Source organism: Paenibacillus sp. ACRRX, from assembly GCF_022346885.1.
Lineage (GTDB): Bacteria > Bacillota > Bacilli > Paenibacillales > Paenibacillaceae > Paenibacillus_B.
This window is the reverse complement of the sequence record NZ_JAKRNK010000005.1, coordinates 236079-262324: the sequence shown is the minus strand read 5'-3', so window position 1 is coordinate 262324 and position 26246 is coordinate 236079. Positions and strand designations below refer to the sequence as shown.

Genomic DNA, 26246 nt, shown 5'->3' with positions numbered 1-26246 from the left:
GCCAACGATGTATCTCGGGCAGACCGTGCTAGTCTTGGCGCAGGTTGGCCTGATGCAGGTGAGCGAGCAGTTCCTTCATGTCAGCGAACAGCCGCTCGAGTACATCTGCTGACTGACCTGCATGGCTGTACAGCTCGCTTGGTATACAGCGGGCTTCCTCCTTGAGCGATTGGCCGCGCATCGTTAACGTAATGATCACTTTGCGTTCATCTGCCGGATCACGCTGTCGGTTCAACAAGCCCTGCGTTTCCATACGCTTGAGGAGTGGTGTCAGCGTGCCAGAGTCGAGATAGAGACGCTGTCCCAACTCTTTGACGGTTATTCCATTTTGCTCCCACAAGACAAGCAGGGTCAAATATTGCGGATAAGTTAGATCGAGCTTCTCCAGCAGGGGACGATATAACTTGGTCATTTCCCGTGAAGCGGAATAAATCATAAAGCACAGCTGGTTATCAAGTGCTAATTGTTCATCCGTAGCTGCCGTAAGCTTCTTCTGTGTAAACTCGCGCATGATGAGTACTCCTTACAGCAACTTCTCGATATCCTTTGCCAGCTTCGAGGGATTAGTCTGTGGCGCATAACGATCTACAACTTCACCACTGCGGTTGATCAAGAACTTTGTAAAGTTCCACTTGATATCGGAACCGAGCAGACCTTTCTTTGCTTGTGTCAGATGCGTAAACAAAGGAGAAGCTTGTTCCCCTTTTACATCCACCTTGCCATACATCGGGAAGTTAACCCCAAAATTCAGTTGACAGAACTCCATCGTTTCTTCCATATTATCGAATTCTTGATTGTTAAATTGATCGCAAGGGAAGCCTAAGACAACAAGACCTTGATCTTGATACTGCTCGTAGAGTGCTTGTAATTCGGTAAATTGTGGGGTAAATCCACACTTGCTGGCCGTGTTGACGATTAACAACACTTTTCCGTTGTAATCATTCATGGATTGCACTTCGCCATTTGGCTTATTGACTTGAATATCATAAATAGTAGACAAGATAACCCTCTCCTTTTGTTATAAAAATAGGAATGAATCCCTGATTGCGTTTATTATACATATAAATCGTTCATAATTCAATTGTGCACAATTTAATTATCCGTGCGAGGGGTTCTATTCGAATCCACCTCGGATAAGATAATATTTCAGCTCAATAGGGCGTAACTAATCCCATAAAGGAGCCAGATGTGCACGGGATAGATGACGTAGAACATATATTTACTCCAACGAGCCTGATACCCACGTTCTCCATTGTATAAAGCAAAGAGTATGGCTGCCCCGCACATCATCCACTGGTAGTTAACATACAGGAGATTATCCCATGTGAATACCTCAACCCAAGGCAATACAGTCAGGTCGAGTCCGATGTTGATCGTGAGGATAGTTAGAGTGTATGCAGCGATAAGCGAATGCTTCTGGTCACGGAAAGCATAGAAAATAAATACGCTTGCAACACCAAGTAAAGAGGCTTCCGTCATCAATCCTCCGATTGAAGACAATAGCACAAAGATACCTCCGAGTTCCGTTCGACCACTTGTTTTTGTCCATTCTAGTGCGGTGAGCTGAAGGAGAGCAAAGGCAAGTGATAAAAAAATATTGTTGAAGATTGGATACTCCGGATTCGGAAACAGGCTCATGAGAAGCTGACTTCCAATCGCCATCCCGACTGCAGCCGTTAACATTCTGCTGATGTAACGTTTACGGCTGCTTGTCTTATAGAATCCCTCGACAACAAGATAGAAGAAAATCGGTGCCACGATACGCCCAATCCAATTCATCCATACGGGCATTCCCGGTATGAATTGATGAATATGATCTACGATCATAAGCAGCAGTCCGATTATTTTTAAGTGGAAGCTGTTTAATCGCATTCGCTGAAGCTCCTTTGCTGCGGCTGCCGCGCTCCACACAAGTGTGACCTGCGCACGAGCCCGATAGCCGTTCGTCTAGTACTCATCATAAAACGAATGATGACTGCGCTACAAGCAGCGACGTATAAGGATAGACCATTAACTTCGTTTGCGACAACAGTATACAAATGCGGGCGGGAAGTTCCACAGGACAAGCCGGATACTGTCCATGTCAAATCGTTCTGTAAGCATAGCTTTCATTTGGAGGGAGTACTGGAACGTAATAAATAAGCCGTCAACGACAAGGGCCGCATCCACCTCGTCCAAAATTCGCTCGCGGAGCTCAGTTGTGAACATGGCAAATGGAAGACCGCTGATGACAGCATCTAGATGCTGCAAGCCTTCTCTTTGCATAATACGGGTGAGCTGAGTTGCATCTTCCTCGCATACGGCTTTGCTGTATTGCTGACATAAGGAAGTCCTCATTTCTGTATCTTTTTCGAAAATGAGGGCCGCTTCCAGTTGGGGTTGTCTCATAATATGGCGAGTGATTACACCCGTCCCTGCGCCAAGTTCGGCAACCTTAGTTACGTTTGTACCAATTAGGCAGGATGTCATCGCAGTTGCGAGTGCTTCCGAGCTAGGAATGAGACTGCCAATCTCATGAGGATGCCGTATAAATTTATAGAAAAAGGCGAGTGTGTCTCGCCACACGGGGCGTTTCTCCTGACCGCTGCCGCTCATCATTTTCAAACCATTGCCCTCCAACTATAAGTGACCTGACTTGCTAGAGCTAGAATGCTGCATTAGCTTAGCTTGTCACGCCAACGTGCAACTCATTCGTTCTTTTGTACATAAGGTGGTGAAAGGAGATGTGCTGGTCTGGAAAGGGATAGAGATGAAGGCAGACTGAAGATGGTGGCTCTATTTGTTATAATATCCTAAACTAGAAGCAGATATGGTTACAGCAATTTTCTCATTCGATTTGAAAGAGGTGCCTGTCATGGAATTGCAATTGCAAGGTAAGGTTGCTATCGTTTTGGCTTCCTCCAAGGGATTAGGATATGCGGCTGCTGAGGAACTAGCCAGAGAAGGTGCATTGGTTACGCTAGTGGGCAGAAATGAAGCGGTATTGCATGAAGCAGAGGCCCGAATGCTAGCGCAAACGGGTAGCAAGCCTATTTTGATTCAGGGAGACATCACAAAAGCCGAGCATATTGAGCGTATTGTTGCTAATACGATGGAGCAGCGTGGACGAATTGATATTTTGATCAATAACTGCGGCGGGCCGTCACCTGGCACGTTTGATCAGCTCAGCGATGAGGCTTGGCAGCAAGGATTCGAGTTAACGCTGCTAAGTTATGTGCGTTCGATTCGAGCCGTTCTGCCATACATGCGCAAGCAGCAATTTGGACGGATCGTAAACATGACTTCGAGCACACATAAGCAGCCAATTGAATCCTTGATGCTGTCATCTACCTTCCGTGTAGGTGTGCTTGGATTAGCCAAGACGCTTGCGCCTGACTTGGCGCGGGATCAAATTCTGATCAACACAGTGGGGCCAGGCAGATACGCGACGGATCGTGTAATTCAACTGGATCGGCTGGCGGCAAATCATGAAGGTGTTGATCAATCATTTATTGAGGAGCGGGAGAAAGCGTTAATCCCATTGGGACGTTATGGTCAACCAGAGGAAATGGGAAGATTGATTGCTTTTCTGGCTTCACCAACAAATAGTTATATGACGGGACAAGCGTTCTTGGTAGATGGCGGAGCGGTACGTGCACTCTAAAGTAGTGTTGAATCAGCATTTCCTGGCTTATCTGTATTTGTTTTAACCAAGTAGTCATCAGGTGAGCGGTTAACTCTACATGATATAATGAGTGATACGGGCGTATTGGATGAATGCCTGTCACTGGCCCCTGCTGTATGATGACAATGCCATCCAGATTAATCGGAATAGGATGGGCGGTCATGGACATTCATGATAACAGCTGCGATTAGAATAAAGCATTCACACGAATAAAGGATTGGAATTGTAATATAGGCAGCAAATACATCATGTGTGCGTAGTGGAAGGAGAACGTATGAAATCTTTAGTATTGGCAGAGAAGCCCTCGGTAGCACGCGAAATTGCAAGGGTACTCGGTTGCAGCACCAAGCATAAAAGTTATATCGAAGGTCCCGAGTACATTGTGACTTGGGCTCTTGGTCATCTGGTTGGTCTGGCTGAACCGGAGGATTATGATCGTAAATACCAGCAATGGAAGCTCGAAGATCTTCCGATGCTTCCCGAGCGAATGAAGCTGACCGTATTACGGGAATCGGCACATCAATATAAGGCTGTTCAACAGTTATGCAAGCGTGGAGACGTGAAGGAGTTAATCGTGGCTACTGATGCAGCCCGTGAAGGAGAACTGCTTGCGCGCTGGATCATGCAGATGGCGAAGTGGAACAAGCCGTTTAAGAGGCTGTGGATCTCGTCCCAGACAGACAAAGCCATTCGCGAGGGATTCCGTAAATTAAAGCCGGGTACGGATTTTGATCGGCTGTATGAGTCTGCCCGCTGTAGAGCGGAAGCTGACTGGCTGATCGGACTAAATGTAACCCGGGCTCTTACCTGTAAGTTCGAGACACCATTGTCAGCTGGCCGTGTTCAGACCCCAACGCTTGGCATGCTGATGACACGCGAGCGTGAGATCGCGAACTTCAGCTCGCAGGAATACGATCTGCTTGTTGCGGATTGTGGTGGATTTGAGGCAATGTGGCGTGGAAGCAGCGGAGATGCTCGGATGTTTGACTTGGCAGAAGCGCAGCAGAAGCTTGCGCAATTATCAGGTAAGCAAGCGATTGTAAGGGAGATCAAGAAGACGAAGAAGCAGGAGCCGCATCCGCTTGCCTATGACTTGACTGAGCTGCAGCGTGATGCGAATCGCAAATATGGCTTCTCGGCGAAGCAAACCTCTAATGTGCTGCAGCGTCTGTACGAACAACATAAAGTGGTCACCTACCCGCGCACAGACAGCCGATATCTCTCTTCCGATATGGTTGGAACGTTAAAGGATCGGCTTGAGGGGATGGCTGTCGGTCCATATGCTTCGTTAGCCAAACAGTTAAAGCGGACGCAGCTTGTGGTTACTAAACGTATTGTGGATGACAGCAAAGTAACCGACCATCATGCGATTATTCCTACGGATGAGCCGCTCCGCTATTCACAGCTGACTAATGAAGAGCGCAAGCTGTATGATTTGATTGCCCGTCGATTCCTATCTTTGTTTATGTCACCTGTGGTGTATGAACAAGTGTCGTTGTCATTAGCTATTGGGAATGAGACTTTTACAGCCAAGGGACGTACTACGCTAGAGAGCGGCTGGCGCCAGGCATATGACAACGACTGGCAAGAAGAAGATGAGGATCAGGCTCATAAAGTGGAACAACGTGATCAAGAACGTCTGCCTCAGCTGCAGCAGAACGACAAGGTTTCCGTGAAACGTGTGTATGTGCAGCGTGATCGCACCAAGCCACCTGCCCGTTACACGGAGGCGACGCTATTAACACAGATGGAGAAGCATAGTTTGGGAACTCCCGCTACACGTGCGGACATTATCGAGAAGCTTATATCTAGTGATACGATTGAACGTGTTGGTAATCAGATGAAGCCGACAGGCAAAGGCAAGCAGTTGATTGAGCTGGTATCCTCGGAGCTGCGAACACCGGAATTGACGGCAAAGTGGGAACAGGAGCTTGAACGTATCGCCCGTGGTGATCGTCGATCGGGAGACTTTATGGCTCAAATTCGTCAGATGACCGAACAATTAGTTAGTGGCGTGAAGAAGAGTGAGGCAGAATATAAACCTCATAATTTAACGCACAGCCATTGTCCGGACTGTAATTCACGGCTCATGGAGCGCAAGACCAAACGAGGGAAAGTGCTCATTTGCTCTAACAAAGAGTGTGAATATAAGCGCTCAGCGGAGAAGCAGTTATCTAATCGACGGTGTCCAACCTGTCATAAGAAGATGGAAATTAAGCAAGGGAAGGCCGGCAAATTCTTTCAATGCTTGCCGTGTAATTTCGTGGAGAAATTGGACGCGAGCGGCGGAAAACTGCGTAAGCACGAGGAGCGTAAGCTTGTACAGCAATTCAGCAAACAGGAGTCGATTGGCTCTAACTTGGGCGACTTATTAAAGGCGGCTCTAGAAAAGCAACAATCGGAATAAGGATCAGGCGCTTGTTCTTAACGGAGGGAGGGACATCATGAATATTGTTATTCTAGATGGTTATACACTTAATCCCGGTGATCTGAGCTGGGAGAAGATTCGCTCAGCCGCGGCGGCGGGCGGATTGCCTCTTAATGAGGTTCGAATGGATGTATACGAGAGGACAGCTCTGGATCAAATTGTAGAACGAGCTAGTGAAGCGGATATCATTCTTACCAATAAGACAAGACTTGGTCGTACGGAATTTGCTCAATTGCCGAAGCTGCAATATATCGGTGTCTTGGCGACTGGCTATGATGTTGTGGATGTGCATGCTGCTGGGCAGCAAGGGATTGTAGTGACCAACGTGCCATCCTATGGTACAGATGCGGTTGCACAGTACGTGATGGCACTGCTGCTCTCCTGGTGCCATCGCATTGAACGGCATGACGATGCCGTTAAGCGTGGCCGCTGGTCGCGGCAGCCAGACTTCAGTTTCTGGCTCTCCCCGCAGGTGGAATTGGCGGGGAAGACATTTGGCATCATCGGCTTCGGTCGCATCGGGCAGCAAGTGTCCAGATTAGCGCATGCTTTTGGCATGCATGTGTTGGTTGCGACCAGACGCTCGCCAGATGTGATGCTGTTCCCGCATGTTGAGGCTGTATCCCAGGAGGAACTGCTCTATCGATCAGATTTCGTGTCGCTTCACTGCCCATTAACTGCGGACACAAGGAAAATGGTAGACCAGCATTTCATTGCGCAGATGAAATCTTCCGCGGTATTGATTAATACGGCTCGTGGTGCACTTGTAAACGAAGCCGATCTGGCGCATGCGCTTCAGCAAGGGTTGTTAGCTGCTGCGTTGTTGGATGTATTGACAGAAGAACCGCCTGCTGAAGGTCAGCTTTTGCTGCAGCAGGAGAAAGCAGTCATCACTCCGCATATGGCATGGGCGGCACAGGATGCACGGCGCAGATTACTGCAGATTGCGGCTGACAATATTCAGGCATACTTGGCTGGTAGTCCTATTAATACAGTTGGCTAGAAGTATTTGGCCGGGCATTCGGTTTTAAAGGGGCTTGTCCGAAGCTTGCATGATCCAAAGTAAAAAGTGGAACAGACTTCTATGAACATGTGATTGTTGTGAATACGTAGCACTTTCATTTCCTGGGATTTAACTGGATGTGGAGGTGCTTTTGTATGTTTTGGGGCATGGAACGTGTAATTCAGATCATGTCCATTCACACTTTTGCATGCATTACATACAACTAAAACAGCTTTTAAAAATCGGGAGATCGACCACAGCATGCATCGGACGATATCTTCATTAGGCAGCGAATTTTCCTCATTTTCACAAAACGTTTACTTTTATTATCGCAACAAATGATTCGCAAATCTTGTATAACTTTGTATGTACCATTTTGTTTCGACAGCAAGAAGTCAGAACTAGGACTTCATTCCTGAGTAACAATCAAAGCCTGCTCATGTTTGACGCAAATTTATTTGGTGTGGAAATGATATCCTTGCATTTACAGTCATAAGCATATTTAGCTCTCCATTTAGTAACAACATTGTATCTCTTTTATTGTCGAATCTAGTGCTCTTGTAATGAATCTGTCATTACCATCTGGTAGAATTGCTATATAGTATATTGTCGAAAGCTATTTTTTAGTCGAAACAAGTTTATAAAGGAAGTGAGCTGCAACATGGGAGGACGTAACGTCGTGTCGGTAGGCCGCCGACGTCAGCGAAGAAACAAGAAGTTAATAGGGCGCACCATTTTATTGTTTTTGATCATAGCGATAGGAGTCGGTATTTATTCGCTAGGTCAAAGTCTGTGGGGAACAACGGCTAACGCAGCTTCAGAGCAGAAGTCGACGGTTGTGACAGAGGTTGCGGTCATTGCAACGGCTGCAAAGGAGAAGCAATCACCTACTTTATATAATGGCTTGAAGCGTAAGGTTGCTTATTTGACATTTGATGATGGGCCGAACAGCCACACAGATGAGATTCTGGATGTGCTGAAGCAGAATAATATTAAGGCTACTTTCTTTATGCTCGGCGATAACATGCGAGAGAATCCGGATCAGGTTAAGCGTATGTATGAAGAAGGACACTATCCGGGACTGCATAGTATGACGCATAATTTTGCGAAGTTGTACAAGAGCGGCAGCAGCAAGAACTTTATCGATGAATTTACAGAAGCACAGGGCATTGTGAAGGAAATAACCGGCTTTAAGCCGATATTGATTCGTGCTCCTTATGGCAGTGCGCCACAGATAAAGGAAGATTTCCGTACTGATATTGCTAATGCTGGATTTAAGATGTGGGACTGGACGCTGGATACGTTGGACTGGAAATATGCGAACAATCCATCTGCAATTCTGGCGCAAGTGAAGGCGACATTGACGGAAGATACAGAAGTGATATTAATGCATGATCGGAAGCAGACGCTGAACCAATTGCAGCAAGTCATCGATTATATTCGTTCTGAAGGCTATGAATTTGAAGTGTACAACCCGAATGCTCATTTTGTATGCAATTTCCATAAAGATGAGCGTCTTTGATTGGGATAGGAGGGAACAAGTTTGACAGCTATGAAGAAGTTGGTCGGTACGACGGCTATGATGGTATCACTTATCGTTGCACTTGCAGGCTGCGGTACGGCACCGACACAACAGTTGTTCGATTCATTTGAGAAGGCATCGGCATTGGAAACGACAGTTCCTGCTTCATTTGAGCAATTAAAGCTGCTTGAAGCGAAGGATCAGAATCAATATGGTAATATTTTGACGAATGGTGCAGAGAACAACGTTAACGTGAAGACGCTTATTGATAATACGTCCAAGGCATTAGATGATCGTCAGAAAGCACTTGATGACGCAAAGCTGCAGTTGGATGAAGGTTACAAGGTGGCTTCGGGTTTTACGAAGTCGGCAGATAAGCTTAAGGATGACCAGTTGAAGAAGCAGGCGGACGAAGTAATCACGGCATATACGAAGCGGTATGATACATTCCAAACGCTTCATAAGCAGTATACGGATTTGATTGCAGCGGAGAAATCTGTGTATGAGGCGCTAAAGACATCGGATACAAACATCAAGTCTATTCAGGAATCGGTTGCAGCTCGCAACCAAGTGTTTCAGCAGGTAGAACAACTGAAGCAGCAATTTAACGATTTTACTAAGCAATTTAATGAGAAGAAGCAGAAGTTTTATACAGCAGCGGGTATTCAACCTACAGAAGTCATCTCTTCAGGAACAACGGAAGAGAAGGTGAATGAAGGGTGAATACCCTTCTTTTTTTATTGGAAGTTTGTGTAATTGGAAGGAGAGGCGTCCGATAAGCAAAAAAGAAATAATAATTATGCCGTTTAGGTCCTAAAACACTTGATTATATGCTTCTTTCCCTTGATAATACTTTTAATCCCTACTTTAACGTATTACTGTCACATACACCTCGCGATACACTTCTGAGACTTATCTTCAAGATACACACACCATGTTGCTTTATGTTGTTAGTTTATAGTTACTCATTTCCTACAAAACGAAAGTTTCACCGTTTTAACTATCACATTGCAAAGATGAGGAATGTGCAATGAACAACATTAAAGTACTGCTGTTAGAGGACGATCCGGCATGGGGAAGTGTACTACTCGCTCAATTGGACAAGGAAGTAGATATTCAGCTTATATCTGTGTGCTCATCCAGGGAAGCTGCGCTAGCGCTATACGCGCAAGAGCATGTTGATGTGATCTTAATGGACATGCAGTTAGATCCTAACAAGCTGGATAGTATGGATACAATTTTAGATCTTTATTACTATGACCGCAACGCTAAAATTATCGTATTATCAGGCTGCATCGAACCGGAACTTGTAGCCGAAGTATTCATCAATGGTGCTTACAATTATATCCTCAAGGACAACTATCTCGACATTCCACTAGCCATCCGTGAAGCTCATGGGAATCATTCAAGCATTCACGCATCGGCCTCGAACATTTTGCGGGAGCAGATGAGAAGGACTTACCGTGAAATCCTGATTAACAAGCTCAGTTTAGATGATAAAGATTTGCTGCAGTACTTTGATAGAGGACTAAACTTTTCAGAGATTGCAGACAAAAAAGTAATGGAGCTTCAGTCGGTTCGCAACAAGTTTCAACGAATCGCAAAGAAGTTAGGCTGGCGAACAAATAATTCCAAGAAACTGGTAGATAAGGCCAAGAAAATGGGGCTTTTCTAACCAAACGATGAATTGAAGATGGGGACGGAACGTAATTCATGAGATATCGAATTCACTGGCAGATCGTATTGCAGATTACAATCTCGCTGGTTGTGGCGTTTATTCTATTATTTTTATTTGTCTACCAGGTGGCAAGAACCACATATCTAGATTATGCGGTATCCAGCAAAAACAGCCAAGTAAGTTCCTTGGCAAGTAAGGTAGACAAGATTATTACTAAGAACATTACTATTGTGGAGCACTATGCAAGAAGCATAGAGTACTTGTATGATACCCCCGATCATCGTCAACGAATTGCAAATGTGACTCATAATTTAATGGAGGAGGAGAGTAACCACATTCAGGGTTATTGGTTCACCTACGACTCCTCCTATCGAGATCAAGGCCAAGGGGATATTAGATATACTAGAACTAGAAACAACACTATCGTACAAAATAACTCCAAAGACCTCATGAATCCCAACGATGCAGATACTTCTCAACCTGAGAATAAGGATCATCCAGATTATGATTTTTACTTCGGCGCCAAGCGAACCGGCAACACCTACATCACTTCACCCTATATTGATCCTTATATGTACACTCCTATGATTTCAGTCAGCAGTCCTGTATATGATAATCAGCAGCAATTGATGGGAGTTGCGGGAATGAATCTGATGCTGGATGAAGTGTATCAACTCGGTGCACAGTTAACAGAGCAGCAGCAAGGCTACACGTTGATTACACGGAAAGACGGCGGGGTGATTTATCATCGAGATGCCAAACTGACGATGAATTTAAATGTATATCAGAACTATGATGCTGACTTTGTTACGTTATACAAAGACATCATAGCTAATCAACTTAAACATAATCTAACACCGGTAAATAGAAACGGTATGTACTTTTTCTCTGCTCATATTCCTGCTGCTGATTGGTCGTTAATTGTTGCAGTTCCAGAACGGTTGATTGAGCGTAAACTTATTTATATTTTACTTGGATGTATTGCCACTGTGTTGTGTCTAATTGTGCTGTGCTACAAAATTGTTAGAACATGGGTCAGTAGATCGGTATCAAATCCATTATCTCAAATATTAGACGGCGTAGAAGCCGTATCCCAAGGGGACCTCACGCGGCGTATAACAGTGCAAGCCTCCAATGAAATCGGTCAACTGGCAATGCGTCTGAACGTTATGATCGAGAATTTGCGGACGAATCATCGTATGGAGGAGGAACTGAAGCGAGTAAGCTCCTTTCAGCTTATTGGACAGATGGCCTCCACGATGGGGAATGAAGTCCGGCATCCCTTGCACTCTATCCGACTTTTTCTTCATTTTTTAAGCTTGAAGCCGCTATATGCGGAGGATGCGCGTTATTTTCATATGATGATGGAAGAAGCCGAGCGCATGGATTCGATTTTGACCGAGTATTTGCTGCTTACGCAGGAGAAAGTGCCGGAGCTAAAGCGACAAAGCCTAAACTCGATTCTCTATCAGATGTATCCTTTGCTGCAGGCATTAGCTGCTGAATATGGCCAGATTGTACTTCTAGAGCTGCAGTCAGTGCCTGATCTTCAGTTGGATGTGGCGGAAATTAGAAAATTAATTCATCATTTGGTACGCAACAGCATCGAGGCGATGGACGAAGGGGGAACTGTTTTCATTCGTACGATGAAGACAGCTGACGGTGTGAACTTAATAATTGAGGATCAGGGAAGAGGGATCGAAGGCCACATTCTAGAACAGCTAGGCACTCCTTTCTTAACTACCAAGGAAAATGGCGCGGGACTGGGCCTTCCTATTTGCTTAAGTATCGTGAATCGACATGGAGCTAACTTGGAGGTGCAGTCGGGCAATCAGCATACGCGATTTAATGTGCGATTCCCGCTGCCTGATGGGTGCACGTGCTAAATGAACTGCATCATACTCAATAATTTGAGTATTTTTTTTTAATAGAGCAGCAATTAAGTTGATAATAATCAAGGATTCGCCAAAATGTGATAGAAGGAGTTGACCTATGAAAGCGTTAGAGAAGTCTCTCATTTTACTGGAAAGCTATGAGTCAACATTGAGTGACAGGGAGACCATTACCGCCATCAATACAGTAAAAAGATTGTTTGACTCCTTGTTTGCAGAGGCCTTGCAAGTAACGCTAGTCCCTTCACCGCTGTTTGTCCCTTCTTATACTGGCATTAATGATCAATTGAATGGAACGGAACAACCTGTTGCATTTACAGCACCGGATGTAGGAGACCAGCCGCTTGAACTTCTGCATTCTTTGGCGAAATGGAAACGTATGGCTTTGCAGCGATTAGGTTTTGCGCCGGGTGAAGGTTTATACACGGACATGAACGCGATTAGACGAGACGAGGTCGTGGATAGTTTGCATTCCATCTATGTCGACCAATGGGATTGGGAGAAAGTCATTACCGTGAAGGAGCGTAATCTCGACTTTCTTCAGGATACGGTTCGGCGTATTTACAATGTGCTGCAGACGATCGGCAAGGCGATAGCAGACGAGTTTCCACAGCTGCATCTCGAGCTGCCAAAGGACATTTATTTTGTGACGACGCAGGAACTGGAGGATATGTATCCTGATTTTACTCCTAAACAACGTGAGGACGCCTATGCGAAAGAAAAGGGCGCTATCTTCGTAATGCAGATTGGAGGCATATTGAAGTCAGGCCTTAAGCATGACGGAAGGTCACCCGATTACGATGATTGGTCGCTTAACGGCGATATTATACTGTGGAATCCCCTCTTGGAGATCGCATTTGAAGTGTCTTCGATGGGAATTAGAGTGGATGCAGCTACCTTGAAGGCTCAATTGCTTGCAGCGGGATGTCCGGAACGTGCTGAACTTGCTTTTCACCGTGCACTGCTTGAAGGCCAGCTCCCCTATACAATCGGTGGAGGTATCGGCAAGTCCCGCTTATGTATGTTTCTGCTAAATAAAGCCCATATCGGGGAGGTACAAGTATCGGTGTGGCCGCAGCATGTGATCGAGTCGTGTGAGCAAGCTAATATTCATCTGCTGCCTGTATAGATCAAGCTGTACGGCAGAAGCAGCAGAGGACTTCGTATATGCGATGCGATAGGAGTATGAGCATCCTGTGTCTATCCTAGAGCAGGATGTTTTTTATTGCATCATGACAGGAGTTGTATCTGTCATCTGCCAAAAACAGCCCCCTTCTCAGAAGGGAGCTGCAGGAATAAGCTATGCAGTTGGGAGCAGCTTGTCAGGGCAATAGACGATCAGCCCCACGTTTTTGCGACAATCTCGGCTATGATCATAAACACAACATAGGAGATAATGGCAGAAATAATATAGCTGATGCCACTCTTTACTCTTTGTTGAAATAAACGTACGACGCCTAAGCTTATTAAAGGACAAACGATGAGCAAGAAAAATAGCACCGTGACAAACAACTGTGGGCTAATGTCGCTAATATTGACGTAGGTCATACTTTCCACCTCTTGTATCGCAATCCAGAATGCAGGCGTATCGCCGCCTTTGTGGTGTGATGTAGATCACACCTGCGTATACACATTATTATAAACTTACAGCCAATCCTAGTGCTGCTTTTTTTTCGTCAATTTTGCGTCAATTTTTTGGATTAATAGTGACAATTCTGGAAGTGTGGAAGGAAGACGCCGCTTTTTATTCAAACAAAATCAATTACATTTTCAATCAACAGCTAGTATGATAATGCTATAATATAGGTTATGTCATAAATCAATTAGAGTCGTTGTCTGAGGAGGAGAAATCATGCGTTATATGGTAGGCATGGATTTGGGCGGGACGAATATTGTATGTGGATTGGTGAACGAGCATTATGAATTGGTTGAAAAAATAAAAGCACCTACAGAGGCTGCGCTTGGCAGTGAGCATGTTCTGACCAAGATGGCTAATATGATTGGGGAGCTGCTCGCGAAGGCGGGGGTAGATCGCCAAGATCTTATTGCGGTTGGCGCGGGCTGTCCGGGATTTATAGATCCGGTGCGTGGTGTAAGCGTATTCGCTTCTAACCTAAAGTGGAACAACGTTGAGGTGTCACGGATATTAGGAGATAAAGTTGGCGTTCCCGTATTTATCGATAATGACGTTCGTATGTATATATTTGGTGAGGCGATGAGTGGCGCAGGACGCGGTGCAAACGTAGTGCACGGCGTCACAATCGGTACAGGGCTTGCGTGTGCGACAGTGGTGAACGAGGAGCTTTATTACGGCGGCGACTTTATGGCAGGCGAGCTTGGTCATGTGGTCATTGATGGGGAAAAGACGCCATGTGGCTGTGGCTTGGTAGGCTGTCTAGAGACGGTTGTCTCAGCAACAGGGATCGTGCGACAAGCTCGTGAAGCGCTGGAAGCAGGCAAAGACAGCTTGCTGCGTGCTGCATATGAGCAGGGAACACTGTCGGCTGCTGACGTGTCAGCAGCGTATGATGAAGGGGATGTGCTCGCACAGGAAATAATGGAGCACACGGGGAAAGTGCTAGGCAGAGGGTTGGCCTATTCGATCACATTGTACAGTCCCGACGTAGTCGTCATTGGTGGCGGCGCATCGCTGGCTGGAGAACGTTTGCTTGCCTCTGTTCGCGAGACTTTAAAATCTTCGGTGTATCATGGCTATCTTGAGCGATTGACGATTCGTCAAGGGGAGCTTATTGATGATGGCGGCGTGATTGGCAGTGCGGCATTTGCGAAAAGTCGGGTAGAAAAATGGTCTGATGTGCCTTATGGGGACGCAACTCACGTCTAATCTCACGTCTAATCGAACATAAAGATGAAGGAGGGCCATTCATGTCCAGTCTTATACCTGAACAAAGCACTCAAACAAATGGATCTGGGTGTATAACGGAACGATTGTTAGCAGAGCGGATTGTGGCCATTTTTCGTGGTTATACCGGCGATCAGGCGGATGAAGCTGCTTCAGCATTAATAAGGGGCGGCATCCGACTATTGGAGGTGACGATGAATACGGAAGGCGCTCCAGCCATCATATACAGATGGAGGCAGCTTTATGAGGATAGAGCTTTTATAGGAGCCGGAACTGTGCTGGATGTAGAGATGGCGCGTGAAGCAATCTCAAGTGGTGCACAGTTTTTAATCTCACCTAACTTGGATGAAGCGGTGATCGAATATGCTTCAGCACGCGGGATAGATGTATGGCCGGGTGTGTTTACACCTACCGAGATGGTTCGTGCATGGAAGGCGGGCGCTAAGGCGCTGAAGCTATTTCCACTTGGTGCTCTCGGGCCTGAGTATATCCGTGAGGTGAGAGGCCCGCTTGCACATATCCCGATTCTGGCAACAGGAGGAATTGATCTTGGGAACGCAGCCTCTTATTGGGCAGCGGGAGCATCAGCGTTTGGCCTCGGTTCGAAGCTGGCGCGCGCCGATTATATTCATAATCGTCAGTTCGATAAGTTGGAGGATCACGCCAGGCATTGGGTACAGACGGTGCAGTCGTTTTAAGACGGTATGGCGATGGGATGCAGTATTGCTTTCCTAAATAAGGGCTGCATAAAAGATAAAGTCACAGTGTAAAGTTGCATCAGAAATATTATGTTACATTAAATTCCATGTTACAATAGATGTGATATGTAAGTGGGAATACAGTTTATCCTAGGTATAGTGACAGAGAGTAAGTACAGAGACAACTGTAAGGCTGCTGAATCGGATATGATAGAGGAGGCGTAGACATGAGCATAATCATTATCGTCATTACTGTGGCAGCAATATTGCTTCTAGCATGCTGGAGCGTGATATGGTGGCTTGCTGCCAAGAGTCAGTCTCCTCGCAGAGCTCCGATTCACCGCAAGCCGGAGCAGCGCTACGATACTGTAACGTTTGAGGGGAATGCACAGTTAACTGGCTGGCTGGTCTGGCCAGACGAAATCAAGCATTCGTCGAGTGACAAGCAAGAGCGATATCCTGCAATTGTGATCTCGCATGGATGGGGGTCTAACAGAGCCCGTGTGCTTCGATACGCAGATCGATTGTCGGATGCGGGATATGTCCTGCTGCTGTATGATGTGACCAGCCATGGGGAAAGCGAAGCAGTCAGAGCGCCTTCCGCCCTGCTGTTTCGGGACGATATAAAGGCTGCGGTTCAATATTTGCGGAATCGCCCCGAGATTGATCCAGCACGAATCGGTGTTCTGGGGCATTCATTGGGCGGTTTCGGCACACTTCTGGCACTTGATGAGGGACTGGAGGTGGCAGCAATCGTCACGGATTCGATGCCGTCCAGGCCTTTTACAATGGTGGCTGCCGAGTTGAGAAGGCGCAAGCTGCCATTATTCCCGCTCGCGTGGATGATTCCACGAATATGGCTCTGGCGAGCACGTATTCCATGGGCAGATTATGACCGCTTGAATCTAGCATCTACACTTAGCAATAATGCGCATAAGGGCGATGCTCAAGTTCCGGTGCTGATGGTGCATTCCAATGGTGATACATTTATTCCGGCAACGGAACTGACAGGGACGATACAACGTTTGCCGTACCAGCAGCCGCATGTTCTGGTAGATACACCAGGACATAGCTGTTCCGAGCAAGATGAGCGGTTCTGGGACGCGGTGCTGCCGTTTTATGATACGTATGTTAAAGACAGACCGGCAGCGGTATAGACATACGAGTGAATGGATGCTGTTGTTTGCTTGTAAATATATAGTATAATATGCATATCTTTTGTTACGAAGGGACTGAACGATGCGCAGATGGATATCAATATTTTAACCAGACATTTTGATAATAATGGAGGTAAAAGTGTTGATTACAGAGTTGTATACAGACAGATTATGTCTGAGACAAATGCAGGCAGCAGACTCGTCCAGCTTGTTGACCATCTGGTCTGATCCGGATGTGACCCGATTTATGAATATTAGTCCTTTTACGAGTGAAGAACAGGTAGTCGCGATGATTACATATTTAGATGAACTTGCCCAGACTAACCAAGCTATTCGGTATACGATGGTTGATCTGGAATCTCGTGAAGTGATTGGCTCCTGTGGCTATAACGAGCTGGACTTCGAACACGGCAAGGTCGAGATAGGATATGATATTGCCAAGCCATGCTGGGGCAGAGGTTATGCTGTCGAAGCGGTCAGCTGCCTGGTCGAGCATGCATTTAGAGAATTGAATTTGCATCGGATTGAAGCAAGAGTAGAACCGGCCAATCTTAATTCCATTAAAGTGCTGCAAAAGCTCCACTTTACGTATGAAGGCACACTTAGACAGTGTGAACGATCTAAAGGTTCATTTAATGACCTTCAGATGTACTCGCGGTTGTCTACTGATGTGTAGTTTACTGGGACATTTTGCTCCCCGTGAATAAAGTTAGCTTATATGCTGTCCAGCACTGTTGGCAGGATGATTAATAGAGAAGCCATCACCTCATGTTCATCGTGAGGTGATGGCTTTTTTTATGGGCAGGGGTTGTAATGTTGAGCTTGTGCAAAGCCAGATGATCAAAATACTGCCATTTCAAAAGTATTTTCAGTCAATTCACGTCTGCATTCGCCAAATAGTTGGGGTTCCAACCTGCTCAAATATGCCATTGTGAAGAGAATGAGAAGCGGCATAGGTTGCGTCTTGACAGTCAATGTCGAGTGGGAGCGAACAACAGCGAATGGCAATAGTAACAACATTCCCATAACTAGACAGTGTTCTCACAAGGGCTATGATACCATTCTTATCACCGCATCCGTAAAGGGCTTGCCAGTACCGGAGGTGATCGTATTGAATGGGAAAGTGTGTCGGCATCACGTTGGTCAAGCCCCTGATCATGTGGGCATGCAGCTTAGACGAGTTCGTCCGAAACGATTATGGAGCAAAGTGATACGAGGCCTGCTGGTTACGCTTTTGCTGCTTCTGTTTGTCTTTCAGACCATATCATGGTCTACAGCGCAAGCGGAATCTGCCAAGATGAGCTTTAGTGAATCGACTTCAATGAGACAGTGGATTACAGAACAGTTGGCTGAGCGTGAAGGCATGTTTGCATTTAACTATAGTGGAGATACAGGGAAGCTGACCGCAAATTTGTCTGAGGCCATAAATGTCGCTCTTCACTCAGATCCCTTTATTCGTTATAATGTCAGCCGTTATTCTTTTCATTGGAAAGGTTCAGAGCAGTCGGCATTGGTTACAGTGACCGTTGAATACCGTGAAACGTATGCAGAGTCTTTATATGTCCGCCAAGAGGCAAAACGAATCGTTAAGGAACTGCTGCCCGTGAAAGTGTCCGACTATGAGGCAGTGAAGAGGCTCCACGATTATGTCGTACTTCATGTTGCTTATGATGAAAGCTTGAAAAAGTTTACCGCTTACGAGGCGTTAGTAGATAAGAAGACCGTATGTCAAGGTTATGCTTTGTTGATGCAAGCCTTGCTGGAAGAAGCGGACATACCAAGCATTGTGCTGGAAGGTCAGGCTGGAGATACGCTGCACGCTTGGAATATCGTGCAGGTGGAGGGGCTATGGTATCATCTCGATACGACGTGGGATGATCCGGTGCCAGATCAGAAGGATGGAATTCGGTACACTTATTTCTTACTGTCAGATGAAGAAATGAGGATTGATCATAGTTGGGATTTATTAAAAGCACCCCGTGCCGACAAAGCTTTTTCTATAAAATAAGTGCATTATGACAGGTCGGCAGGAACGTGTCGAGTGAGATTGTACGGAATAAGCAGGTATTAGAATAGAACATAACGCAGAAGTCCCTCTAGTTCGAAATGTCATGTCTATCGAACTAGAGGGACTTCTTTATTGTGCGACTTAGAGATGCAGATTGTTATGTTATTCCCTGTGCTAACTATTCTTGTTTAAGGTAACGCTTATCTTTCAAGAACAGTTTCCAAAACAGTATAAATACAGGGATAAGCAGTATTGTACTAACGGTATAACCGATCAGGAGTGAGCGGAACATGGCCGGATTGGTGATGCCGGACTCCAATGTGACATACGGATATAGAATGTATGGCAGATGTGCTCTACCATATGCGAAGCTGGCTATTGCATACTGTATAGCAACACAGATTACCGTAATACGGGTGCGTCCAATAGAGCCGTCTGCTCGCTTCACGAACAAGAAAAAATAGCCAACAGCAAAAGCAGCTATGGACAGCAGGAACCATAACATCTCATGCTTCAGGTTCTCGACGAGCCAAGATGCTTCAGCTGGCATGGACCAGGTGACCAGCAAGGCCGTCAGCAGATTAAGTGGTCCGAAGATGACAGCAAGACGACGATAGACACGGTATGTGGATGCATCGTGCGCCTCCTGTGCATAATCCGCCAGAAACAAAGCGGAAAAGAACAGTTCAGTTGCATAGCCGAAGGCGAGATGTGCATACAACGTAGGGCTTTTTAACAGAGCGCCGTAGTCCAAGGCTAAGGCACCATCCGGCAGTTCCTCTACAAAGCCGCCAAGTGTCACGGCTAGTACACCGACAAGCAGGCCGGGGATGAGCAGCCCGGTTATACCCGATATAATTCGGAGCGTGCGGCCGTATTTGGATACTGAGTATGCATATACCATAAAGGCGCTTCGTATGGTCAGCAATATAAGCACAAGGCAGACGGGGACGAGCAGCAAGGAAGCCAGTGAATAGGTAGCTCCGGGGAAAAAGCCAACCAGTGCTACCACAAACAAGACAAGAAATGTATTCGTTACTTTCCAGGATGGTGACAGGAAGTTGTTGGCGACTACAGCAGCTCGCGCATCCTTATCGTTAGTGTCACGACCGAACAGCATGGACCAGAAGCCTGCTCCAAAATCGACTGATCCAAGCAGTGAGTAAATAAACAAAAACACCCACAGAATGGTAATGGCAATCGTAGCATCTGTCATAAGGAGGCCTCCTTGTGCTCACGCAATTCAGACGACACTGGATGACGCTTGAAATAGAATCGCATGACAAGTGAAGTCAGGATAAGCAGCAGCACATAGACAGACACAAACAGCAGAAAGAGAGTGCCCATGCTGTCACTTTTCAGAGCAGCTTCCGATGTGCGTTGTACATGGTAAATGGTCCATGGTTGTCTAGCTGAGCAGCTGAAGATCCAGCCAATCTCAATGCCAAGCAGCGATAGGGGGCCTGTCAGTGAAAAGACGTATACGACCCAGCGCGGAAATTGCCGTTCCGACTTGCGGTAGATGAAACGCCAAAATACCGTAAACAGGGCGAGTGCTAACAGGCCAAATCCGATTCCTACCATTAAGTTAAATAATGTATGGACGAAAAGTGGCGGCCAGTCTTCACGCGGGACTTCGTTTAATCCCTTTACTTCAGTATCAAAGGAGTTTCCTGCCAAAAAGCTGAGAAAACCAGGGATTTCGATGCCGTACTTCACGGTCTGCGTGTCTGCATCCACAATGCCGCCGATCAGCAGCGGCGCATGCCTTGTCGTCTCGAACAGCGCCTCGGCTGCGGCCAGCTTCTCAGGGTTGTTGCGGTGCAAGGCTTGGGCTGTCTCATGGCCGTTAATGGCCGTCAAAAGTGACATGATCAAACCAACGACGATACCAAGCATCAGGCCTTTACGATGATAGGCAATAACTCGCGCTTCCTGATTGCGCTTCAGCAAATAATAAGCAGCACTGGTCACGATAAAAAAGGCACCTGTCATATAGCTGGTTGTAAGCACATGCAGCGCGGAGGTAAAAAAGCTAGGATTAAAGAAAGCTGCCCACGGATCAACATCTGTAATCTGACCGTTAATAATCTTAAATCCTGTAGGTGTATTCATCCAGGCCTGCGCGTCCGTGATCAGGACGGCTGACGCGCTGGCCCCGACCATGACAAAGAAGACACTCAGCAACCGCAAGCCGTTGGACAACCTGTCCGCTGCGTAAATATAAATGGCCATAAACAATGCCTCAAAGAAAAAAGCCCACATCTCGATTTGGAAGGGCAGCGCAATGACCTGTCCTACAATTTCCATGAATCCGGGCCAAAGCAGTGCTAGCATGACACCAACAATTGTGCCCGATGGAATCGCAACACCAAGCAGTATGCCAAGCGCCTTTGTCCAACGGCGGGCAAGAATCGCGTAATCTCGGTCTTTACGCCTCCAGTACATGATCTCCGCGCACACAATCATAAGGGGCAATCCTACGCCAAGCGTGGCAAATATAATATGAAAGGCCATTGAAGTGCCAAACAAGGCACGGGCCATCGTTACTGCATCCACGTCTACATCAACCATCCTTCCGCCATTTTCCAATTTACGGTCTTAGTGTGTGGATGTAATGCTCTTTTTATGCAACAGTTTCCATCTAGTTTATAGTGCTGCTAACTGTGCAACTGGTGTGGGTTGTGGTCTATGTGCAAATAGCATGATAGTTGCACAAAAAAAGCCCGCCGCAACCTTAAAGTAAGGGTCGAGACGAGCTTGATAACATTTGTATAAATTAGAATTGTTACATGTTTAATCCAATTGGCATTGCTCCAATGGAATGATTTTAGTCTTATGTTTTAACTTGTAGCCCAGCCATACCAGCAGGAACAGCGGTAAACCGATGTAAGGCATAAGCAGGTCAAGCCAGTGATAGTCACCGCTTGTCACAATAGGCAGTGATTGGCCGATGATGACGACAATACACAAGGCAAAGGCGAATAGAGGCCCAAATGGGAACCAACGAGCCGTATAGGCCAAGTCGGCGAGACTTCTGCCTTGTTTTACGTAGGCGCGACGGAATCGATAGTGGCTGATGGCGATGCCTAGCCATGCAATAAATCCACACATTCCGGATGCGTTCAACAGCCAGAAATAGACGACGCCATCACCAAAGAAAGAAGCCAGAAATGCAATCATACCAACTGCACTTGTCATGAGAATAGCGTTTACTGGAATGCCACGCTTGCTCAATTTGCCCAAGAAACGAGGCGCTTTCCCTTCCTTGGCAAGTACCCATAAAATACGTGCAGAAGCGTACATGCCGGAGTTGCCGGCAGACAGTACCGAAGTCAGAATAACAGCATTCATCACAGAAGCGGCAAAAATAATGCCCGCTTTTTCAAACACTAACGTAAATGGACTTACACTAATATCGGTAAGATCACCCTTAAGCAAGTTCGGACTTGTGTAGGGGATCAGCATGGCAATTACAAAGATAGCTAAAATATAAAACAATAGGATACGCCAGAAAATTTGGCGAATGGCACGTGGAACACTTTCTCGTGGGTTATCACTTTCACCAGCTGCTACCCCTACGAGTTCAGTTCCCTGGAATGAGTAACCTGCCGCCATAAAGACCCCGAGCAGTGCAAAAAATCCGCCATGAAACGGCGCGTCGCCTATCGTAAAGTTGTCGAACCCGATAAAACCAACTTTTTCGCCGCCAAGAATACCAAAGATCATGAGAATACCGACGCCGAGAAAAATAATAACGGTTGTAATCTTGATAATGGCAAACCAGTATTCCGATTCTCCATAGCCTTTAACAGACAGGAGATTCAAGAACATGATAATTCCAAGAAACAGTACGCTCCAAAAAAAGGAGTTGCTGGAAGGGAACCAATATTTAATGATCAGGGTTGCTGCTACTAATTCAGAAGCGATCGTAATCGCCCAGTTAAACCAGAAATTCCAGCCGAGCGCAAAGCCAAGCGCTGGATCGACAAATCGAGTTGCATACGTGCTGAAGGAGCCGGATTCCGGCATATACGTTGCAAGCTCTCCCAAGCTTGTCATCAGAAAATAAACCATAATGCCGACCGCGGCATAAGCGAGTAGTGCTCCGCCCGGTCCTGCTTGCGCAATAGCGCCGCCGCTGGCAAGAAAAAGGCCTGTTCCGATGGAACCGCCAAGCGCGATCATCGTAAGGTGTCTCGTCTTGAGATGCCTTTTTAATTGTTGTTGGTTGCCTTGACTCATGAGTCCAGTTCACTCCTTAATACGTGTAGTATGAGCTGGAAAGGAGCAGGTTACAACACAAAAAAACCGATAAAAGCGTTAGATGCTTAAACGGTTAATCCTATGCCGTCCCCATCATACCCTTCCTTAAAGATAGCGCACCATGCAGATACGGGTAATACTTGCATGACAGTGCTGCACCTTTCGGCAACAGCCCCAACCCTTACGCCCGGAAGCGGACCTATGGATTTCGGCGGTCGTTCCTTTTCCGCGGCATCAGCGACACTTCCTGTCTCCGCCGGCGGTACTCCTAACGATCGCAACCTCTACCTCATCAGAATTGGATGAGGATTTATTTGCACTATGATGATGCAGCGCATCATTTTTACAATATACTGAACAGTATATAAGATGGGGTTTGGCCTAAGCAACCATAAAAATTTTACATATTTTTATATGGCTGGAGGGGGATTACATGCGTCATGCATGGGACGGGAGCACGATTCGATATCGTGAGCCTAAGCATTCAGGGGATCAGACGGAAGTCGATGAGGTACCATTTAGCAGAATTTGGGGGTTGTTCCGACCATATAGCGGTCGACTGGTATTTATTATAAGTTTGGCGCTTGGAGCGGCCATCATTGGCTTGCTGCCTCCGCTTGTAATTCAGCGAATTATTGATGTGTCGATACCAGCGAGAGATACAGGTGCGCTGATCATGATGGCGGGACTTCTGGTCGCACTACCTGTGTTAAGCGGGGTCATTAGCGTATGGCAAAGCCACTTGAACACGCAAGTAACACAAAGCATTATGGCCAATTTGCGAGAAGGCTTATTTAGCAATCTACAGCGTCAATCGATAAGTTTCTTCACCGCTTCACGTTCTGGTGAAGTTATACAGCGGGTGACAGATGACGTTGCTGCCATACAAAATGTGGTCACAAGTGTCATTGTTTCCTCCCTGACGCAGGCGGTTATAGTGGTGTCCACAGTCGTGATATTATTTGCACTCGATTGGCAGCTTGCGTTGATTGCCGTTTTTATTTTGCCATTATCTATGATTCCAGTTCGTAAAGTATCCAAGATCCGGAAGAGACTGCGCGGTGAGACACAACGCGTAAGGGCAAATATGTCCTCCCAGCTTGGAGAAGTGTTTGGTATCTCTGGAGCCACGCTAACTCGTATATTTGGTAGAGAGGCTTCGCAGGCAGAACAGTTTAAAGCGCAAAATAAGCAGGTTATGAACCTTGAAATTAGGCTGAATCTCGTCGGCCGTTGGTTTTTTATGTTCGTGACGACGCTAGGCCCGCTTGGCACAGCCATTATTTATTTGTATGGGGGATACGCGGTGATGCAGGGTGAGATGTCAATTGGGGCTATAGTAGCGTTTGCTGCTTATTTGTCCCGCTTGTACCAGCCCTTTGGTACTTTGCTCAATTTGCAAATTGAGGTTAATACGGCAAAAGCGGTATTTCAACGTATATTTGAATATATGGATATGCAGCCAGCCGTAACGAGTCCTGAAGATGCACTTCCTTTGCCGCAAGTGATGGGGAGGATCACATTTGATAATGTATCATTTGCCTATGACTTGAACGATGAAGCTGTGCTGAAGCATGTGTCGTTTGATGTACAGCCAGGTGAAATGATTGCATTGGTAGGTCCCAGTGGCGCAGGGAAGTCTACGCTTATTCAATTGATAAGCAGGTTGTACGACGTGACCGGGGGTGCGGTTTGTATCGATGGCTTGGATGTCCGAGATGTACAGATAAAGGAACTGCGCGCACAAATTGCATATGTCACACAGGAATCCTTTATGTTTCATGCGACGGTCAGAGACAACCTCAGGTTTGCCAAGAAAGGGGCGACGCAAGAGGAACTGGAAAATGCTTGCCGGCAGGCGCATATTCATGACTTAATCGCAAGCCTGCCGCAAGGATATGACACGATAGTTGGCGAACGCGGGCACCGTCTGTCAGGCGGTGAGCGCCAGCGGCTGGCGATTGCGCGCGCGATTCTGAATGATCCGCGCATTCTCATCTTGGACGAAGCAACTTCGCATCTGGACTCTGAATCAGAGGCCTATGTCCAGCAAGCGCTGTCCGAACTGATGAAGGGGCGAACAACCATTGTGATCGCCCACCGTTTGTCGACCATTTTGACAGCGGATCAGATTTTGGTCGTTGAGGCAGGATGTATTGTAGAGCGTGGACATCACGCAGAGCTGCTTAAGTTGGACGGACTGTACGCGTTGCTGTACGAGACGCAGTTCCAAGGGAAGAGCGAATACAGCGAGAGTACGAGGGCAAGAGCAGCACAACCGAAAATAAGGGCAAGTACGTAAAAACAAGCCGCAAGTAGTTAGAAGCACCTAGAAGCATTTAGCATTTAGAAGTCAGTCCTACAGCAGTTACTTGTGCTAGGCGTGGTCACGCTGCTTCCAATACCAGATAGCCAACTGTGTTCGGTCACGAAGTGCCAGTTTGGACAATATGTCAGTTACATAATTTTTAATGGTTCCTTCGCTTAAAAATAGGGCAGAGGCAACTTCTTTATTTGTCATGCCGTCCGCAATATGTTTAATGACGGCTTGCTCTGACGGGGTCAGGTCGAAGCTGCTCCAATTTGGTCTGAGCGAAGCTGCACCGGAAGTGTGCATGGCCGCTTCCTGCTGTTTCGGTGTCTGAAGAAGCTGAGTCAGCTTCAGCGCTATGGCAGGGTCCATAAGCACGTTCCCTGCATGCACGCTGCGTATCGAATCAATTAGTCGTTCGGGAGGGCTGTTTTTTAGGAGATAGCCGTTTGCCCCATACCGCAGCGCGTCAATAATGTATTGCTCATCGTCAAACGTAGTTAAGATAAGCACGCGTGTGGATGGACTGCCACATTTTACGAGGCGTGTGCCCTCTACACCATCGTATTCCGGCATCCGCATATCCATTAGGATAAGATCCACGGCTGTAGCTGATGCAAGGTCTGCGGCTTCACGGCCATTGCTGCAAGTTCCTATTACCTCTATATCGGGCTGCAAATTAATGATTAATTTTAAGCTCTCACGTATAAATATATCATCATCACAAATGACGATTCGGATTGACTTGTTCATCCT

At 46.5% G+C, this 26246-nt stretch carries 23 protein-coding genes and 1 riboswitch; of the genes, 14 read left to right on the top strand and 9 right to left on the bottom strand.

Annotation, left to right across the window (positions count from 1 at the left end):
- Positions 1 to 28: 28 nt before the first annotated feature.
- The 4 genes from MH117_RS16805 to MH117_RS16790 form a co-directional block, all read right to left on the bottom strand.
- Positions 29 to 511: a MarR family winged helix-turn-helix transcriptional regulator gene (locus MH117_RS16805; protein ID WP_239330340.1), complete on the bottom strand. Its 483-nt coding sequence runs from the start codon at positions 509 to 511 to the stop codon at positions 29 to 31.
- A gap of 12 nt (positions 512 to 523) precedes the next feature.
- Positions 524 to 1000, bottom strand: coding sequence for a glutathione peroxidase (locus MH117_RS16800; RefSeq protein ID WP_275444691.1), 477 nt, complete (start codon positions 998 to 1000; stop codon positions 524 to 526).
- A gap of 146 nt (positions 1001 to 1146) precedes the next feature.
- On the bottom strand, positions 1147 to 1872 hold the full coding sequence (locus tag MH117_RS16795; protein WP_239330339.1) for a TraX family protein: 726 nt from the start codon (positions 1870 to 1872) through the stop codon (positions 1147 to 1149).
- A 138-nt stretch (positions 1873 to 2010) separates the two neighbouring features.
- Positions 2011 to 2598 carry a class I SAM-dependent methyltransferase gene (locus tag MH117_RS16790; RefSeq protein WP_239330699.1) on the bottom strand — a complete coding sequence of 196 codons (588 nt, stop codon included), beginning with the start codon at positions 2596 to 2598 and terminating at the stop codon, positions 2011 to 2013.
- Positions 2599 to 2854: 256 nt separating this feature from the next.
- On the opposite strand from MH117_RS16790, the gene MH117_RS16785 reads away from it, so the two are divergent.
- The 8 genes from MH117_RS16785 to asnA all read left to right on the top strand — a co-directional run bounded on the left by MH117_RS16785 (position 2855) and on the right by asnA (position 13316).
- Complete coding sequence (locus tag MH117_RS16785; protein WP_239330338.1) at positions 2855 to 3643, top strand: SDR family oxidoreductase; 789 nt, start codon at positions 2855 to 2857, stop codon at positions 3641 to 3643.
- Positions 3644 to 3938: 295 nt separating this feature from the next.
- Positions 3939 to 6071 (top strand): DNA topoisomerase III, encoded by a 2133-nt coding sequence (locus tag MH117_RS16780; protein ID WP_239330337.1) that lies wholly within the window; start codon positions 3939 to 3941, stop codon positions 6069 to 6071.
- Positions 6072 to 6108: 37 nt separating this feature from the next.
- Positions 6109 to 7095 carry a D-2-hydroxyacid dehydrogenase gene (locus tag MH117_RS16775; RefSeq protein WP_239330336.1) on the top strand — a complete coding sequence of 329 codons (987 nt, stop codon included), beginning with the start codon at positions 6109 to 6111 and terminating at the stop codon, positions 7093 to 7095.
- Positions 7096 to 7756: 661 nt separating this feature from the next.
- Positions 7757 to 8617 (top strand): polysaccharide deacetylase family protein, encoded by an 861-nt coding sequence (locus MH117_RS16770; RefSeq protein ID WP_239330335.1) that lies wholly within the window; start codon positions 7757 to 7759, stop codon positions 8615 to 8617.
- A gap of 30 nt (positions 8618 to 8647) precedes the next feature.
- Positions 8648 to 9340: a YkyA family protein gene (locus tag MH117_RS16765; RefSeq protein ID WP_239330697.1), complete on the top strand. Its 693-nt coding sequence runs from the start codon at positions 8648 to 8650 to the stop codon at positions 9338 to 9340.
- Positions 9341 to 9647: 307 nt separating this feature from the next.
- Positions 9648 to 10292 (top strand): response regulator, encoded by a 645-nt coding sequence (locus MH117_RS16760; RefSeq protein WP_239330334.1) that lies wholly within the window; start codon positions 9648 to 9650, stop codon positions 10290 to 10292.
- 38 nt (positions 10293 to 10330) lie between these two features.
- Positions 10331 to 12181, top strand: coding sequence for a sensor histidine kinase (locus tag MH117_RS16755; RefSeq protein ID WP_239330331.1), 1851 nt, complete (start codon positions 10331 to 10333; stop codon positions 12179 to 12181).
- A 106-nt stretch (positions 12182 to 12287) separates the two neighbouring features.
- On the top strand, positions 12288 to 13316 hold the full coding sequence (gene asnA, locus MH117_RS16750; protein WP_239330329.1) for an aspartate--ammonia ligase: 1029 nt from the start codon (positions 12288 to 12290) through the stop codon (positions 13314 to 13316).
- A 209-nt stretch (positions 13317 to 13525) separates the two neighbouring features.
- On the opposite strand, the gene MH117_RS16745 is transcribed toward asnA, so the two are convergent.
- Positions 13526 to 13735: a hypothetical protein gene (locus MH117_RS16745; RefSeq protein WP_239330327.1), complete on the bottom strand. Its 210-nt coding sequence runs from the start codon at positions 13733 to 13735 to the stop codon at positions 13526 to 13528.
- A gap of 304 nt (positions 13736 to 14039) precedes the next feature.
- Here MH117_RS16745 and MH117_RS16740 point away from each other — a divergent pair, with 304 nt between their 5' ends.
- The 5 genes from MH117_RS16740 (at position 14040) to MH117_RS16720 (ending at position 18913) form a co-directional block, all read left to right on the top strand.
- Positions 14040 to 15032, top strand: coding sequence for an ROK family protein (locus tag MH117_RS16740; protein ID WP_239330325.1), 993 nt, complete (start codon positions 14040 to 14042; stop codon positions 15030 to 15032).
- A gap of 41 nt (positions 15033 to 15073) precedes the next feature.
- Complete coding sequence (locus tag MH117_RS16735) at positions 15074 to 15748, top strand: bifunctional 4-hydroxy-2-oxoglutarate aldolase/2-dehydro-3-deoxy-phosphogluconate aldolase (protein WP_239330323.1); 675 nt, start codon at positions 15074 to 15076, stop codon at positions 15746 to 15748.
- A 227-nt stretch (positions 15749 to 15975) separates the two neighbouring features.
- Positions 15976 to 16905, top strand: a complete 930-nt coding sequence (locus tag MH117_RS16730) for an alpha/beta hydrolase (protein WP_239330321.1) — start codon at positions 15976 to 15978, stop codon at positions 16903 to 16905.
- Between the two features lie 142 nt (positions 16906 to 17047).
- Positions 17048 to 17581: a GNAT family N-acetyltransferase gene (locus tag MH117_RS16725; protein WP_239330319.1), complete on the top strand. Its 534-nt coding sequence runs from the start codon at positions 17048 to 17050 to the stop codon at positions 17579 to 17581.
- A 288-nt stretch (positions 17582 to 17869) separates the two neighbouring features.
- A complete protein-coding gene (locus tag MH117_RS16720) occupies positions 17870 to 18913 on the top strand; it encodes a transglutaminase domain-containing protein (RefSeq protein WP_239330317.1) in 1044 nt (347 codons plus the stop codon).
- A 178-nt stretch (positions 18914 to 19091) separates the two neighbouring features.
- Here the strand turns inward: MH117_RS16720 and MH117_RS16715 are convergent, their stop codons facing one another.
- The 3 genes from MH117_RS16715 to MH117_RS16705 all read right to left on the bottom strand — a co-directional run bounded on the left by MH117_RS16715 (position 19092) and on the right by MH117_RS16705 (position 23158).
- Complete coding sequence (locus MH117_RS16715; RefSeq protein ID WP_239330315.1) at positions 19092 to 20129, bottom strand: cytochrome d ubiquinol oxidase subunit II; 1038 nt, start codon at positions 20127 to 20129, stop codon at positions 19092 to 19094.
- On the bottom strand, positions 20126 to 21472 hold the full coding sequence (locus tag MH117_RS16710) for a cytochrome ubiquinol oxidase subunit I (protein WP_239330695.1): 1347 nt from the start codon (positions 21470 to 21472) through the stop codon (positions 20126 to 20128). The genes MH117_RS16715 and MH117_RS16710 overlap by 4 nt, the downstream gene beginning before the upstream one ends.
- 237 nt (positions 21473 to 21709) lie before the next feature.
- Positions 21710 to 23158 carry an amino acid permease gene (locus tag MH117_RS16705; protein ID WP_239330313.1) on the bottom strand — a complete coding sequence of 483 codons (1449 nt, stop codon included), beginning with the start codon at positions 23156 to 23158 and terminating at the stop codon, positions 21710 to 21712.
- Between the two features lie 125 nt (positions 23159 to 23283).
- A riboswitch (Lysine riboswitch) is annotated at positions 23284 to 23474 on the bottom strand.
- A gap of 138 nt (positions 23475 to 23612) precedes the next feature.
- Between MH117_RS16705 and MH117_RS16700 the strand changes: the two genes are divergently transcribed.
- Positions 23613 to 25481, top strand: a complete 1869-nt coding sequence (locus MH117_RS16700; RefSeq protein WP_239330310.1) for an ABC transporter ATP-binding protein — start codon at positions 23613 to 23615, stop codon at positions 25479 to 25481.
- 75 nt (positions 25482 to 25556) lie between these two features.
- On the opposite strand, the gene MH117_RS16695 is transcribed toward MH117_RS16700, so the two are convergent.
- Complete coding sequence (locus tag MH117_RS16695; protein WP_239330307.1) at positions 25557 to 26243, bottom strand: response regulator; 687 nt, start codon at positions 26241 to 26243, stop codon at positions 25557 to 25559.
- Between the last annotated feature and the right edge of the window lie 3 nt (positions 26244 to 26246).